Annotated in this window: 13 protein-coding genes and 1 tRNA gene; 3 read left to right on the top strand and 11 right to left on the bottom strand. The window is 69.8% G+C overall.

Features of this window, described 5'->3' with window-relative positions; genetic code table 11:
- Window positions 1-27: 27 nt before the first annotated feature.
- Together AB0F81_RS25335 and AB0F81_RS25330 are read left to right on the top strand one after the other, a co-directional pair.
- A complete protein-coding gene (locus AB0F81_RS25335; RefSeq protein WP_360201052.1) occupies window positions 28-231 on the top strand; it encodes a hypothetical protein in 204 nt (67 codons plus the stop codon).
- Window positions 232-346: 115 nt separating this feature from the next.
- The gene (locus tag AB0F81_RS25330) at window positions 347-1,165 is read left to right on the top strand and encodes an ATP-binding protein (RefSeq protein WP_360201050.1); all 819 of its coding nucleotides are present in this window, start codon (window positions 347-349) and stop codon (window positions 1,163-1,165) included.
- On the opposite strand, the gene cysN is transcribed toward AB0F81_RS25330, so the two are convergent.
- The 9 genes from cysN to AB0F81_RS25285 all read right to left on the bottom strand — a co-directional run bounded on the left by cysN (window position 1,162) and on the right by AB0F81_RS25285 (window position 10,586).
- Window positions 1,162-2,460, bottom strand: a complete 1,299-nt coding sequence (gene cysN, locus AB0F81_RS25325) for a sulfate adenylyltransferase subunit CysN (protein WP_360201049.1) — start codon at window positions 2,458-2,460, stop codon at window positions 1,162-1,164. The genes AB0F81_RS25330 and cysN overlap by 4 nt on opposite strands.
- Complete coding sequence (cysD, locus tag AB0F81_RS25320) at window positions 2,460-3,371, bottom strand: sulfate adenylyltransferase subunit CysD (protein ID WP_360201048.1); 912 nt, start codon at window positions 3,369-3,371, stop codon at window positions 2,460-2,462. The genes cysN and cysD overlap by 1 nt, the downstream gene beginning before the upstream one ends.
- A 54-nt stretch (window positions 3,372-3,425) precedes the next feature.
- Complete coding sequence (locus AB0F81_RS25315) at window positions 3,426-4,310, bottom strand: 3'(2'),5'-bisphosphate nucleotidase CysQ (RefSeq protein ID WP_360201046.1); 885 nt, start codon at window positions 4,308-4,310, stop codon at window positions 3,426-3,428.
- Between the two features lie 39 nt (window positions 4,311-4,349).
- Window positions 4,350-6,149 (bottom strand): exopolysaccharide biosynthesis polyprenyl glycosylphosphotransferase, encoded by a 1,800-nt coding sequence (locus AB0F81_RS25310; RefSeq protein ID WP_360201044.1) that lies wholly within the window; start codon window positions 6,147-6,149, stop codon window positions 4,350-4,352.
- A 138-nt stretch (window positions 6,150-6,287) separates the two neighbouring features.
- On the bottom strand, window positions 6,288-6,875 hold the full coding sequence (gene pth, locus AB0F81_RS25305; RefSeq protein ID WP_360201042.1) for an aminoacyl-tRNA hydrolase: 588 nt from the start codon (window positions 6,873-6,875) through the stop codon (window positions 6,288-6,290).
- A gap of 86 nt (window positions 6,876-6,961) precedes the next feature.
- Complete coding sequence (locus AB0F81_RS25300; RefSeq protein WP_360201041.1) at window positions 6,962-7,576, bottom strand: 50S ribosomal protein L25/general stress protein Ctc; 615 nt, start codon at window positions 7,574-7,576, stop codon at window positions 6,962-6,964.
- A 335-nt stretch (window positions 7,577-7,911) separates the two neighbouring features.
- On the bottom strand, window positions 7,912-8,892 hold the full coding sequence (locus tag AB0F81_RS25295; protein ID WP_360201040.1) for a ribose-phosphate diphosphokinase: 981 nt from the start codon (window positions 8,890-8,892) through the stop codon (window positions 7,912-7,914).
- A gap of 112 nt (window positions 8,893-9,004) precedes the next feature.
- Entirely contained in the window at window positions 9,005-10,444 is a 1,440-nt protein-coding gene (glmU, locus tag AB0F81_RS25290; RefSeq protein WP_360201038.1) for a bifunctional UDP-N-acetylglucosamine diphosphorylase/glucosamine-1-phosphate N-acetyltransferase GlmU, read from the bottom strand.
- A gap of 70 nt (window positions 10,445-10,514) precedes the next feature.
- Window positions 10,515-10,586 (bottom strand) — tRNA-Gln (locus tag AB0F81_RS25285).
- A gap of 238 nt (window positions 10,587-10,824) precedes the next feature.
- Here AB0F81_RS25285 and AB0F81_RS25280 point away from each other — a divergent pair.
- Window positions 10,825-11,427, top strand: coding sequence for a TetR/AcrR family transcriptional regulator (locus AB0F81_RS25280; protein WP_360201036.1), 603 nt, complete (start codon window positions 10,825-10,827; stop codon window positions 11,425-11,427).
- Between the two features lie 24 nt (window positions 11,428-11,451).
- Here the strand turns inward: AB0F81_RS25280 and AB0F81_RS25275 are convergent, their stop codons facing one another.
- Both AB0F81_RS25275 and AB0F81_RS25270 read right to left on the bottom strand, forming a co-directional pair.
- On the bottom strand, window positions 11,452-11,913 hold the full coding sequence (locus AB0F81_RS25275) for a DUF4383 domain-containing protein (protein WP_360201035.1): 462 nt from the start codon (window positions 11,911-11,913) through the stop codon (window positions 11,452-11,454).
- 78 nt (window positions 11,914-11,991) lie between these two features.
- Complete coding sequence (locus AB0F81_RS25270; RefSeq protein WP_360201033.1) at window positions 11,992-13,788, bottom strand: ABC-F family ATP-binding cassette domain-containing protein; 1,797 nt, start codon at window positions 13,786-13,788, stop codon at window positions 11,992-11,994.
- Between the last annotated feature and the right edge of the window lies 1 nt (window position 13,789).

Below are 13,789 nucleotides of genomic sequence, written 5' to 3'. Positions count from 1 at the left end.
GGCCCTGCGGCGGGTATGGCTCGGGTCATGACGACCGAGACCAACTCGCCGCAGGAACAGCCCCGGGAGACCAACGAGCCCAACGAGTTCGGCTTCGCCGGGGAAGCGACCGCCCCGCAGCCGGAACCGGCCGGTGACGTCGACGGCGAGAGCATCGCGATCCCGTCGGGCGACATCACCGGCGCGGTCACCGAGGCCGTCGAGGAGCTTTCCGAGCACGACGACCGCTAGCCGTTCAGGCCCCTCAGGGCCACCAATCCGAGGGGTGTCCTCGGCCTTTCGCCTGATCACCCGCAGGAGCGAGACCAGGGGCTCAACGGCGGGGCGCACGGCTATGGTGTCCGGCATGGGGGTCAGCCCACCGTACCTTCGCGATCACACCGAGCAAGGTGTCACCGTCAGTATCGACGTCGGCGACGACGCTGCCGTCTCGCTGCTCACGGTGCGCGGTCCGTGGGACGCCCAGCTGCGCACCAGCGCCTCGGCCGGCCTGCGCCGGTGCCTCACCGAGCACCCGGACGGTCTGATCGTGGATCTCACCGGGTTGCTCGACCCGCACAGCGAGAGCGCCTCGACCTGGTCGACCGCTCAGCACGTCGCTGCGGGCCTGGAACCGCCGGTGCACCTCGCCCTCTGCGTGCCGCCGGATCTGCCGCTGGCGGACCGGATGCAGGCGCTGGGGGCGGGCCGTTTCCTGCCGGTCTACGCGAAGGTGCGCCAGGCCCGGGTGGCCCTGGCCGGCCGGATGCCCGGCGCCGAGCGGGTGAGCGTGACGCTGGCGCCCGATCCGGACGCACCGAGTGCCGCGCGCAATCTGGTCGGGGACGCCTGTCTGCAGTGGGGGCTGGTGCATCTGCTGCATCCCAGCCGGCTGGTGATGTCGGAGCTCGTGACGAACGCGGTGGAGCACGCCGGCACCGAGATCCGGGTGGTGGTGAGCCGGCGCGGCGCCGGGGTGCACCTGTCGGTCGGTGACGGGGATCCGCGGCTGCCGGAGATCGTCCAGCTGACCCGTCCACGGCCGGACGTGCCGCTCGACGTACGGGGCCGGGGTCTGCGCACGGTGCACGAGACCGCGGCGATGTGGGGTGCCGTGCCCACCGAGAACGGCAAGGTGGTGTGGGCGACGGTCCGGTCTCCCGAACCGCCGCCCACGTCGCCCTAACGGGCCTCGATGATCATCCCGGCGCCGACCGTACGGTTGGTCGTCTCGTCGATCAGGATGAAGCCACCGGTCGTCCGGTTGCGCCGGTACTCGTCGGCGAGCAGCGGCACCGTGGTGCGCAGCCGGACCCGGCCGATCTCGTTGAGCCCGAGCTCGTTCGCCGCCTCGTCCCGGTGCAGGGTGTTCACGTCCAGCCGGTACTGCAGGCCGCGGACCACGGTCCGGGCGGTGCGGGTGGTGTGCTTGATCGCGTACTTGCCGCCGATGCGCAGCGGCGCCGTCTCGTCCATCCAGCAGATCATCGCCTCGATGTCCTGGGCGGGCGTCGGGGCGTTGTGCGGGCGGCAGAGCATGTCACCGCGCGAGATGTCGATCTCGTCGGTCAGCCGGATCGTCACCGACATCGGCGGGAAGGCCTCGTCGACCGGCCCGTCCGCGGTGTCGATCGACGCGATCGTGCTGGTCATGCCGGAGGGCAGGGCCATCACGTCGTCGCCGGGCTTGAGCACGCCGGAGGCGACCTGACCGGCGTAACCGCGGTAGTCGGTGACCGTGGTCGACTGCGGGCGGATCACGTACTGCACCGGGAAGCGCACGTCGACCAGGTTGCGGTCGCTGGCGATGTGCACGTGCTCCAGGTGGTGCAGCAGGGACGGGCCCTCGTACCACGGGGAGTTCTCCGAGCGGCTGGCGATGTTGTCGCCGTTCAGCGCGGAGATCGGGATGATCGTCAGGTCCGGCACGTCGAGTTTCGCGGCGAACGAGGTGAACTCGTCAGCGATCTTGTTGTAGACGTCCTGATCCCAGTCGACCAGGTCCATCTTGTTGACGCAGAGGACCAGGTGCGGCACCCGCAGCAGGCTCGTCAGGAACGCGTGCCGGCGGGACTGCTCGACCAGGCCCTTACGGGCGTCGACCAGGATCAGCGCGAGGTCGGCGGTGGACGCGCCGGTCACCATGTTCCGGGTGTACTGAATGTGCCCGGGGGTGTCCGCGATGATGAACTTGCGCCGCGGCGTCGCGAAGTAGCGGTACGCCACGTCGATGGTGATGCCCTGTTCCCGCTCGGCGCGCAGGCCGTCGGTCAGGAGCGCCAGGTTCGTGTACTCGTCGCCGCGGGACGCGCTGGCGCTCTCCACGGCCTCGAGCTGATCCTCGAAGATCGTCTTGGTGTCGTACAGCAGCCGGCCGATGAGCGTCGACTTGCCGTCGTCCACGCTGCCCGCGGTGGCGAACCGCAGCAGGTCCATGCCGCGCGAAGCGGCGGCGTCAGGCTCGAGAACTGCCTGGCTCATCAGAAGTAACCCTCTCGCTTACGGTCTTCCATCGCGGCCTCGCTGACCTTGTCGTCGCCGCGGGTCGCACCACGCTCGGTGATCCGGGTGGCGGCGACCTCGTCGATCACCTTGTCCACGGTGTCGGCCTCGGACAGCACCGCGGCGGTCTGCGACGCGTCGCCGACCGTGCGGTAACGCACCCGGCGCACCTCGGAGGTCTCGCCGTCGCGCAGCCGGATGAACTCGTTGACCGCGTAGAACATCCCGCCCCGCTCGACGACCTCGCGGTCATGCGCGTAGTAGATGCTCGGCAGCGGGATCTGCTCCTTGGCGATGTAGTGCCAGACGTCCAGCTCGGTCCAGTTGGAGAGCGGGAACACCCGGATCGACTCGCCCGGGTGGTGCCGGCCGTTGTAGAGCGCCCACAGCTCGGGCCGCTGGTTCTTCGGGTCCCACTGGCCGAACTCGTCGCGGAAGCTGAACATCCGCTCCTTGGCCCGGGCCTTCTCCTCGTCGCGCCGCGCGCCGCCGAAGAGGGCGTCGAAGCGGTACTTCTCCACCGCGTTGAGCAGCACCGGGGTCTGGATGCGGTTGCGCGTGCCGTCCGGCAGCTCGCGCACCAGGCCGGTGTCGATCGCCTCCTGCACGCTGGCGACCACCAGGTTGAGGCCGAGCGACGCCACCCGGCGGTCCCGGTACTCCAGCACCTCGGGGAAGTTGTGGCCGGTGTCGACGTGCATGACCGGGAACGGGATGCGCGCGGGGGCAAACGCCTTCTCGGCGAGGCGCAGCATCACGATCGAGTCCTTGCCGCCGGAGAAGAGCAGCACGGGGCGCTCGAACTCGGCCATGACCTCGCGCATGACGAAGATGCTCTCGGCTTCGAGAGCATCAAGATGCGAGACGCGGTAGGGCTTCGTCTGGCTCATGGGTTCAGTCCCCAGACCTTTCGGGGTTATCGGCTGGTTTCCGGGCCGTCATTGTTACGGAAGATGCCGCTGCAGCGCAGCAAGCAACCGAGGAGCGAGATCTTTGCGACAGACGACCAGGTCAGGCAGCTTCGGGTCGGCCTGGTTGTAGGCCAGCGGGGACCCGTCGATGCGGGACGCGTGCAGGCCGGTGGCGAGCGCTACCGCGGCCGGCGCGGCCGAGTCCCACTCGTACTGCCCGCCGGCGTGCACGTAGGCGTCCGCCTCGCCGCTGATCACCGCGGCGATCTTCACCCCGGCGGAGCCCATCGGCACCAGCTCGGCGCCGATGTCCTCGGCCAGGGCGGTGACGAACGCGGGCGGCCGGGTCCGGCTGGCCGCGATCCGGATCGCTCCGCCGGTGGCCGCCTCCAGCGGCATCGGCGGGTAGGCCGGCGGCTGGTCGGTGGCGAACGTACGGTGCTGAGCCGGCATCGCCACCGCACCGGCCGCGAGGCAGGCCGGGTTCGACGAGTCGGCGGTCCAGAGCGCCACGTGCACGGCCCAGTCGGTGCGGCCCTCCTCGGAGAACTCCCGGGTGCCGTCGAGCGGGTCGACGATCCACACCCGCGAGGCGCCGAGCCGGTCCGGGCGGACCGTGACCTCCTCGCCCTCCTGCCAGGCGACGCGCGAGTGCTCGTCCTCCTCGGAGAGCACCGCGTCGGCCGGACGCCAGCGCGCCAGCTCGCTGCGGAGCAGATCGTGTGCGGCCTGGTCACCGGCCGCCTTGAGCGCCTTCGGGTCGGCGTAGCCCATCTCGGCGCGAACCTGGAGAAGCACCTGACCGGCGCGCTCCGCGAGCCAGCGGGCGAACGCGGCGTCGATGACCGGTGGTGTGCCGTTCTCGCCGGCGTCCCGCGGACCAGCAATGCGTGCCGACGTCTTCGTCTGCTCGCCCATCGTCTCGCTCCTCACTCGCCTGCAGCAGGCTGCGAACCTTCAGTACGCCCCGGATGACCGCGCCACCGCGGTCACCGTCCTGAGCAGGATCACCAGATCCAGGCTCAGTGACCAGTTCTCGACATAGCGAAGGTCGAGCCGGACCGCCTCCTCCCAGGAGAGGTCGGAGCGCCCGGAGACCTGCCACAGACCGGTCATGCCGGGTTTGACTGCCAGCCGGCGCCGAACGTCGTCGGCGTAGGCGGCAACCTCCGTCGGCAACGGCGGCCGTGGACCGACCAGCGACATCTGCCCCAGGAGGACGTTGATCAGCTGCGGGAGCTCGTCCAGCGAGAACCTGCGTAACCACCGTCCGACCGGGGTGACCCGCGGGTCGTCGCGGATTTTGAAGAGCACACCGTCGTGCTCGTTGAGGTGCCTCAGCTCGTGCAGACGTGCCTCGGCGTCGATATACATGCTGCGGAACTTGAAGATCCGGAAATGACGGCCGTCACGTCCCACGCGCACTTGCCGAAAGAGTACCGGGCCGCGCGAGGTGAGGCCCACGCAGAGCGCCACGCCTAGGAGTACCGGACCGGAAAGGATCAGAAGGAGGAGTGCACCTAGACGATCGACCACGTCCTTGACCAGGCGCGATCCACCGTGCAGCCGAGGATGCTCGACGTGCAGCATGGGCAGTCCGTCGAACGGCCGGATCGTGGTCCGCGCACCGGCGACGTCGACCAGCGCGCTGGCCACCACCAGGTCCACCTCGTCGCGTTCCAGGCGCCAGGCCAGCCGGCGCACCGCGGCACCGTCCAGTTCGGGGCAGCTGAGCACCACCACGGTGTCGGCGTCGGCCTGTTCCACCGCGCTCGCCACGTCGTCGAAGGTGCCGTAGACGGTGAGGTCGGTGATCCCGATCCCGTCGGCGTCCGGCGGCAGGCACGCCCCGACCACCTCCAGGCCGTGGTAGCGCTCGCGGCGCAGCTGCCGGGTGATGCCGATGACCGACAGCTCGTGGCCGACGACGATCACCCGACGGAGGTTCTCCCCGCGGGCGCGGGCCAGGTGCAGCCGCTTGCGCAGCAGGAACCGGGACATCACCACGGTCGCTATCGCGACCGGAAGCGCCACCAGCACATAGGAGCGCGCCAGGTCCAGATCGAGGGCGTACGACAGGACGGACGCCCCCGCGATGAGGGTCACACCGCCCCGGATCACCCGCTGGTACTCGTCACTGCCGACGAAGAGGTAGCGCCGTTCGTACGCCCGGCAGAACGCCAGGACCACCAGGAGGGCGGCCGGCAGCAGCGCGGACAGGAGAAGGTAGCCACGGTTGTACGCGGTGACCGCGTCGCCGAACCGGAGCATGAACGCCACGACCCCGGCGACCACCCCGGCGACCAGGTCGGACAGTACGAGTGCCCGAACGTACTGGCGTTCCCAGAGCTGGCGCCGTGACAGCGCGGCGTGCCGGCCACGGGCCCGGAGGAAGGGGCGGTTCGCCGCGCGGGCCGCCTCGGACCGGTTGCGCCGGCTCGACCAGTGCCGGTCGACCGCCCGGTTGCGCGCCGGGTCCGCGGCGGACCGTACGCCTCGTGGTGGTGCGTTGTCCGGCCGCCGCGCCTCGGCGCCGGAAGGCGGCGGGCTCAGCGGCGCGACCGGCCCGGGGATCTTGCTGTTGCGCCCGGACCTGCGCTTGCCCGGCCGCTGTGGACCGTGGTTGCCGGGGGGATGATTCGCCAGGCCGTAACCGGGCGGCGGATCCTGCGGGACACGATCGGGCCGGATCACCGGGAGGATCGCCGTCGGTTCGGTCAACGCGCCCGCCCGGTCCTCGGACACGTCCTGCGACATCCTCGAACCTCCCGTCCCGTCGGCCATGCACTGATGTGCGTGCGTCCGTGTGACCAACGGACGGACGGCGGAGGGCGTCACGGGATGACTAGGCGGACAAAACGACCCAAACGGATTCTTTGTTTCGTCCTGCGGGCATCAATTCCCGTGGTATTTGTTCTGCGCCCACTCGACACCCTCGAGGACCACGGCCTCCACCACGTCGGCCGCCCGATCCACCAGGAAGTCCAGTTCCTTGCGCTCCACCGAGGAGAAATCGGAGAGCACGTAATCGGCCGGATCCTGCCGTCCGGGCGGACGACCGATGCCGAACCGCACCCGCGCGTAGTCCTTGCTCGACAACGACTTCGACATGGAGCGCAGCCCGTTGTGCCCGCCCTCGCCTCCGCCGCGTTTCACTCGAACCTGCCCGAACGGCACATCAAGCTCATCATGCACCGCGATCACATTCGCCACGGGAACTTTGAAGAACTGCGCCAGCGACACCACCGGGGCGCCGGAGAGGTTCATGTAGGTCAGCGGTTTCACCAGGATCAAGCGCGGACCGCCGAAGCCCAGCCGGCCCTCAGCCGCTTCGGCCTGCGCGCGTTTCGCCCGCCCGAACCGGCCGCCGATCCGGGACGCCAGCAGGTCGGCCACCATGAAACCCACGTTGTGCCGGTTGCCCGCGTACTCCCGGCCCGGGTTCCCCAGTCCGACCACCAGCCAGGGCGCCTCGTCGCTCACCACTGTCCGCCTCCCACATACGCATCAGGGAAAGTGCCACCCGGCACTTTCCCTGACAACTGGTTTACCGCTGCTGCGCGACAGACTTACTCCGCGCTGCTGTCACCCTCAGCAGCGGCGCCCTCGCCGGCCTCGTCCTCAGCCGGCGCCACGGTCTGCGCCGCGCTGACGATCGCGAGCACGGTCTCCGGGTCCACCGCGAGCTCGGTGCCCCGGGGCAGCTTCACGTCACCGGCGGTGACGTGCGAGCCGGCCTCCAGGCCCTCGATCGAAACCTCGAGCTCGGACGGCAGGTGCAGCGCGTCGGCGACCACGGCAACCGTGTTCGACTCGTGCACCACCAGCGTGTTCTTGGCGGCCTCACCGGTCAGCGTCACCGGGACGTCGACCTGGACCTTCTCGCCGCGCTTCACGATCAGCAGGTCCACGTGCTCGTACGTGTCCTTGATCGGGTCCCGCTGGATCGCCTTCGGCAGGGCGAACGTGGCACCCGAGCCGCCGACGATGTCGATCGTGAAAATCTGGTTCATGCCGCCGTGGCGGATGGCGGCCGCGAACTCACGGGCCGGCAGCGCGATGTGCTGCGGCTTCTCGCCGTGGCCGTACAGCACGGCTGGCACCAGACCGGCCCGGCGCGTGCGGCGGGCACCACCCTTGCCGAACTCGGTACGGGGCTCGGCGCTGATCTTTACCTCGGACACGGGGAAACTCCTGAAACTCTTCGAAGCGGGCTGCGTCTAAGTCTGCGGCTGCGGTATCCGGCAGTGCTGCGGTGGTGTCGGCGCTGCCGGGCAAGGGCGCGCGGGGCACAGGCCCGGAGCACCGCGTCGATGACGGCGCCTCGAGCGGGCTGCGAACCTCAACAGCCCACGAAGCACCCTCGCCGTGGCAACCGCACTAGCTTACCTGCCACGATCGCGCATCATTCAGCGGGTCCGCCCACCTGGCGACGTCCGCGAAAAATCACTCCACCGGTGCAACTTGCACCACACGAGAGAACGCCCGTCACCGACGGGCGTCCCGCTCGATCACGAAATCAGCTGAGACCACCGAACAAAGTGGTCACCGAGCCGTCGTCGAACACCTCACGGATCGCCCGGGCCAGCAGCGGGGCGATCGACAGCACGGTGATCTTGTCCAGACGCTTCTCCGGCGAGAGCGGCAGTGTGTTCGTCACCACCAGCTCGCTGATCCGGCTGTTCTTCAGCCGCTCAGTGGCCGGGTCGGAGAGCAGCGCGTGGGTCGAGGCCACGATCACGTCGGCCGCACCCTCCTCGAAGAGGATGTCCGCCGCCTTGGCGATCGTCCCACCGGTGTCGATCATGTCGTCGACGATCAGGCAGACCCGGCCCTCGACCTCGCCGACCACCCGGTTCGCCACCACCTGGTTGGGCTTCAGCGGGTCACGGGTCTTGTGGATGAAGGCCAGCGGGCAACCGCCGAGGCGGTCGGTCCAGCGCTCGGCCACCCGGACCCGGCCGGAGTCCGGCGCCACCACGGTCATCGGGCGGCCGGCGAACTTCTTCTGCACGTAGTCGGCGAGGATGTCCATCGCGAACAGGTGGTCCACCGGGCCGTCGAAGAAGCCCTGGATCTGCGCGGTGTGCAGGTCGACCGTGAGGATCCGGTTCGCCCCGGCGGTCTTCAGCAGGTCGGCGACCAGGCGGGCGGAGATCGGCTCCCGGCCGCGGTGCTTCTTGTCCTGCCGCGAGTACGGGTAGAACGGCAGCACCACGGTGATCCGCTTCGCCGATCCCCGCTTCAGCGCGTCGATCATGATCAGGGTTTCCATGACCCAGCGATTCACCCCTTCGGTGACCGACTGGACCACGAAGGCGTCCGATCCACGGACCGATTCCTTGAACCGGACGAAGATCTCACCGTTGGCGAACTCATACGAATCCGACGGCGTCGGCGCCACGCCGAGCACCTGGCCGATCTCCTCGGCCAGTTCCGGGAAACCCCGGCCGGAGAAGAGCATCAGACTCTTACGGTTCTCGGCGACGATGCTGCCCATCGGCTCGCTGCTCCCGTGTGATTAGGGGGTGGGTTCGCAGTGAAGTATCCCTTGCGGCAAGGTAACCGCCACGTTTCGAGCCCGCCGGGTGGGATGGCTCACCCCAGCTGGATCACTCCTGCTCAGGGGTGATATCTGCGGCCTCGGCGGCGGCCGCCGACACCGTGCCCGGCCGCTTACGCACGGTCCAGCCCTCGATGTTGCGCTGCTGGGCGCGGGTCACCCCGAGGTTGCCCGCCGGAACGTCCTTGGCGACAGCGCTGCCGGCCGCCACATAGGCCCCCGGGCCGATCTCGACCGGTGCGATCAGGACGGTGTCCGAGCCGACGAAAGCCGCCTCACCCACGACGGTGTGGCTCTTCCGTACGCCGTCGTAGTTGGCGAAGATCGTGCCGGCGCCGATGTTGGCCTTCGCGCCGATCGTCGCGTCGCCCACGTAGGTCAGGTGCGGCACCTTGGCGCCCTCGCCGAGCTCGGCGTTCTTCGTCTCGACGAAACCGCCGACCTTGGACTTACGGGCCAACCGGGTCCCCGGCCGCAGATAGGAGAACGGGCCGACCGTCGCCTCCGGACCGATCTGTGCCCCGATCGAGTGAGTACGCAGGACGGTCGCCCCCTCGGCCACCGTCGTGTCGATCAGCGTGGTGTCCGGGCCGATCACCGCGTCCCGCGCCACCGTCGTGGTGCCGGACAGCTTGCAGTTCTGCTCCACCACCGCGTCCGGCTCCAACGTCACCGTCGCGTCGATCCAGGTGGTCGCCGGGTCGAGCAGCAGCACCCCGGAACGCATCCAGGCGTCGTTGATCCGGTCCCGCATCAGCACCCGCAGCCGGGACAGCTCCGCCCGGTCGTTGCAGCCGAGCGTCTCGTAGGCGAACTCGGCCACCTCGATCGCGACCGGGTGCCCCTGCGCGGCCAGGATCCCGAAGACGTCGGTCAGGTATTCCTCGCCCTGCGCGTTGTCCGTGGAGAGCTTGCCGAGCGCCTCCCGCAGCAGCGCCGCGTCGAAGGCGTAGATCCCCGAGTTGATCTCGCGGATCCGGCGCTGCTCCTCGGTCGCGTCCTTCTGCTCGACGATCCGCTCCAGGTTGCCGGCCGCGTCCCGGACGATCCGGCCCAGCCCGCCCGGCTCGGCCACCTCGGCGCTCAGCACGGTCGCCGCGGCGCCGGCCCGCTCGTGGGTGGTGAGCAGCGCCTCGACCGTCTCCGGCCGCAGCAGCGGAACGTCACCGCTGAGCACCACCACCGTGCCGGTCAGCTCGGGCGCGGCGTCCAGCGCGATCCGGACCGCGTGGCCGGTGCCGTTCTGCTCGGCCTGCAGCACCGGGGTTGCGTCGGGCGCGGCCTCGGCCAGGAACGCACCCACCTGGTCGGCCTTGTGCCCGACCACGACCAGGGTGCGGTCGGTGTGGATGGCGGAGGCCACGTGCAGGACGTGCCCGAGCAGGGTGCGGCCGAGCAGCGGCTGCAGGACCTTGGGCGTCGCGGACTTCATCCGCTTGCCCTCACCGGCGGCGAGGACGACGACGGTACGGCTGGGGGCCTGGCTCACGCGGCAACTCCATCGTTCGCAGTGGCATCTGTGCATGCGCGGCGTCACGTCAACCGCGGTCGACAAGTTGCTCGGCTGCCAGGACTCGAACCTGGAATGAGGGAACCAAAATCCCTAGTGTTGCCAATTACACCACAGCCGATCGGTCCGGTCGTCACACTAGCGCCCGACGACAGCAGCCCGAAGTCAGTATCCCAGTCCGTCCCCGCTACGCCTGCGGGAGGGCGACGACAGGCCCGTGAGCAGCAGCGAATCCATCGATCGAGTTGCCTTCGCCATTTGCCTGATCCCGCAACCCCGGACATCCGGGATGCCAGGCCGCCACCTGGCAGGATGGGCCAGTGAGCGATCAAGGAGACCGGCGCGCGCCACGAGTTCGGATGTCGGCGGCCCAGCGCCGGGAGCAGCTCATCGTGATCGGCCGGCAGCTCTTCGCGGAGCGGGGCTACGACGGCACCAGCGTCGAGGAGGTGGCGGCGCGGGCAAAGGTGTCGAAGCCGGTGGTCTACGAGCACTTCGGCGGCAAGGAAGGCCTCTACGCCGTGGTGGTGGACCGCGAGGTGCGCGCCCTGCTCGACCGGATCGCCGCGGCACTGACCGCGGGGCATCCCCGGGAGCTGCTGGAACAGGCGGCGCTGGCGCTGCTCGACTACATCGAGGAGGAGCCGCACGGCTTCCGCGTGCTGGTGCGGGAGTCGCCGGTGCTCTCCGCGGGCGGCAACTTCTCCAGCGTGATGAGCGATGTGGCGCACCGGGTGGAGCACATCCTGGGCGCCGAGTTCAAGACCCGTGGCCTGGACCCGAAGGTCGCCGAGCTCTACTCGCAGGCGCTGGTCGGGATGGTCGCCCTGGTCGGGCAGTGGTGGCGGGAGGCGCGCAAGCCGAAGAAGGAGATGGTCGCCGCGCACCTGGTCAATCTGGCCTGGAACGGTCTCTCCCACCTGGAGACCAAGCCGGGGCTGATCACGCGCCGGGTCCGCTGAGCGGACCCGGCGGCGGGCAGTGAATCAGGCGGTCCGGCCCTCGCGCACCTGGCGCGGCGCACCGGCCTCCGACCGCGGGGCGATCTTGCTGTACAGGCTGACCGTGATCAGCAGCAGGCCGACGAGGTAGGTCACGACCACCGTCGACATGGTGAAGCCGAAGAAGTTCACGTCGTCGGTGCGCAGCACGGCCAGCTCGTAGGTGCCCAGCACCAGCAGGCCCCACCCCAGGTACTTGTCGGCCGCGACGTCGAGATTGCGACCGGTCGCGGTGGTCAGCAGCACGACGGCGCCGACGGCCAGCGACACGATCGACCAGAGCATGTTGGTGCCCTGGCCGAGGACCCGCTCGCCGGGGCCGGTGAAACTCTCACCCGACGTCTGGATGAATCCCAGGATGCCGAAGACCACCAGGTAAGCCCCGGCGATGAAGCCGGCTATCCGATAGAGCGGCCGAAGCGGGTGATTGACCGGGGTGTGCGCCATGGTTCCGTCTCCAAGGTCGGGTGCCTACGTGCCGATTCTCGCGTATCCCCCACAAGCGGCGCAGGCACACCCCCCGGTTCAGTTCTCGGACACCTGCTCGGCGAGCTCCAGCCAGGCCTCCTCGGCCTCGGCACGCTCCTGCTGCACCGCCTTGAGCTGCGCTTCCAGCTCGACGAGCTTCTCGTAGTCGCTGCCGTGCTCGGCCAGGCTCTCGTTGATCTTCGATTCTTTCTCGGAGAGCTTGTCCATCTGCCGCTCCAGCCGCGCCAGGTCCTTGCGAGCTTGGCGCAACTCACCCTGGGAGAGGCCCGGCACGCTGCGCGGCGCCTCGGCACCCCGGACCGGTACGCCCGGAGCGGACGGCGCTGCCACACGGGCGAGGTATTCGTCGACGCCACCGGGCAGGTGCACGAGCCGGCCGTCACCGAACATCCCGAACGCCGTGTCGGTGACGCGCTCGACCAGATAGCGGTCGTGGCTGGCCACCACCATCGTGCCGGGCCACGAGTCGAGCAGGTCCTCGAGCGCGGCCAGGGTGTCGGTGTCGAGGTCGTTGGTCGGCTCGTCGAGGAGCAGCACGTTGGGCTCGGTCGCGAGCAGCCGCAGCAGCTGGAGACGCCGCCGCTCCCCACCGGAGAGGTCGCTGACCGGCGTCCAGATCCGCTTGTCGGTGAAGCCGAACACCTCGGCGAGCTGGCCCGCGGAGAGTTCCCGGTCGCCGAGCTTGACCCGCTTGGCGACCTCCTCGACGGCTTCGAGCAGCCGCAGGTGCCCGGGCAGCTCCTTGAGCTCCTGGGAGAGGAACGCCGGGCGCACGGTCGAGCCGGTGACCAGACGGCCGCCGTCGGGTGTCGTCACGCCGGCGAGCAGCCGCAGCAGGGTGGTCTTGCCGGCGCCGTTGGCGCCCAGGATCGCGATCCGGTCGCCGGGGCCGACCTGCCAGGTCAGGTCCTGGAGGATCGGTTTGGGACCGGCGTTGAGCGTGACCTGCTCCAGGTCGTAGACCTGTTTGCCGAGCCGGGTGGTGGCGAGGCGCTGCAGGCTGACCGTGTCACGCACCGGCGGGACGTCGGCGATCAGCTCGTTGGCCGCGTCGATGCGGAATTTCGGCTTGGAGGTGCGGGCCGGCGGGCCGCGGCGCAGCCAGGCGATCTCCTTGCGCAGCAGGTTCTGCCGGCGGGCCTCGATGGCGGCGGCGACCCGCTGCCGTTCCGCCCGGGCCAGCGTCCAGGCGGCGTAGCCACCCTCGTAGGTGTGCACCTGCTCGTCGACGACCTCCCAGGTCGCGGTGCAGACCTCGTCGAGGAACCAGCGGTCGTGGGTGACCACGACCAGCGAACCCTTGCGGGTCAGCAGGTGCTTGGCGAGCCAGTCGACACCGGCCACGTCGAGGTGGTTGGTGGGCTCGTCGAGGATCAGCAGGTCGCTCTCCCGGACCAGCAGGGCGGCGAGGGCGACCCGGCGGCGCTCGCCACCGGACATCGGCCCGACGGGCGTGTCCAGCCCCAGGTAGCCCATGCCGAGACCGTCGAGGATGGTGCGCACGCCGGCGTCACCGGCCCACTCGTGCTCGGCGCCCATGCCCTCGGCGAGCCAGGCGGTGCCGAGCACGACGTCACGCACGGTCGCGTCGGCGGCCAGCGCGAAGGTCTGCGGCAGGGCGGCGACGCGCAGGTCCCGACGGTGGGTGACCCGGCCCGAGTCCGGCTCCTCGAGCTTGGCGAGCAGCCGCAGAAGGGTGGATTTGCCGGCGCCGTTGAGACCGACGATGCCGAGGCGGGCGTCGTCGTCCAGGCCGAGCGAGACGTCGGTGAGCAGCTGACCGGCGGCGCCGTAACCCTTGTTGACCCGGTCCAGGTTGATGATGTTGGCCACG

Source organism: Actinoplanes sp. NPDC024001, assembly GCF_040638955.1.
Classification (GTDB): domain Bacteria; phylum Actinomycetota; class Actinomycetes; order Mycobacteriales; family Micromonosporaceae; genus Actinoplanes.
Note: the sequence above shows the minus strand (reverse complement) of the source record. Positions and strands in the feature narration are given on the sequence as shown.

Excerpts from the sequence above, each read along its gene's own strand:
- AB0F81_RS25335 (WP_360201052.1), top strand. The coding sequence starts at position 28 with ATGACGACCGAGACCAACTCGCCGCAGGAACAGCCCCGGGAGACCAAC.
- AB0F81_RS25330 (WP_360201050.1), top strand. The coding sequence starts at position 347 with ATGGGGGTCAGCCCACCGTACCTTCGCGATCACACCGAGCAAGGTGTC.
- cysN (WP_360201049.1), bottom strand. The coding sequence starts at position 2,460 with ATGAGCCAGGCAGTTCTCGAGCCTGACGCCGCCGCTTCGCGCGGCATG.
- cysD (WP_360201048.1), bottom strand. The coding sequence starts at position 3,371 with ATGAGCCAGACGAAGCCCTACCGCGTCTCGCATCTTGATGCTCTCGAA.
- AB0F81_RS25315 (WP_360201046.1), bottom strand. The coding sequence starts at position 4,310 with ATGGGCGAGCAGACGAAGACGTCGGCACGCATTGCTGGTCCGCGGGAC.
- AB0F81_RS25310 (WP_360201044.1), bottom strand. The coding sequence starts at position 6,149 with ATGTCGCAGGACGTGTCCGAGGACCGGGCGGGCGCGTTGACCGAACCG.
- AB0F81_RS25295 (WP_360201040.1), bottom strand. The coding sequence starts at position 8,892 with ATGGGCAGCATCGTCGCCGAGAACCGTAAGAGTCTGATGCTCTTCTCC.
- AB0F81_RS25280 (WP_360201036.1), top strand. The coding sequence starts at position 10,825 with ATGTCGGCGGCCCAGCGCCGGGAGCAGCTCATCGTGATCGGCCGGCAG.
- AB0F81_RS25275 (WP_360201035.1), bottom strand. The coding sequence starts at position 11,913 with ATGGCGCACACCCCGGTCAATCACCCGCTTCGGCCGCTCTATCGGATA.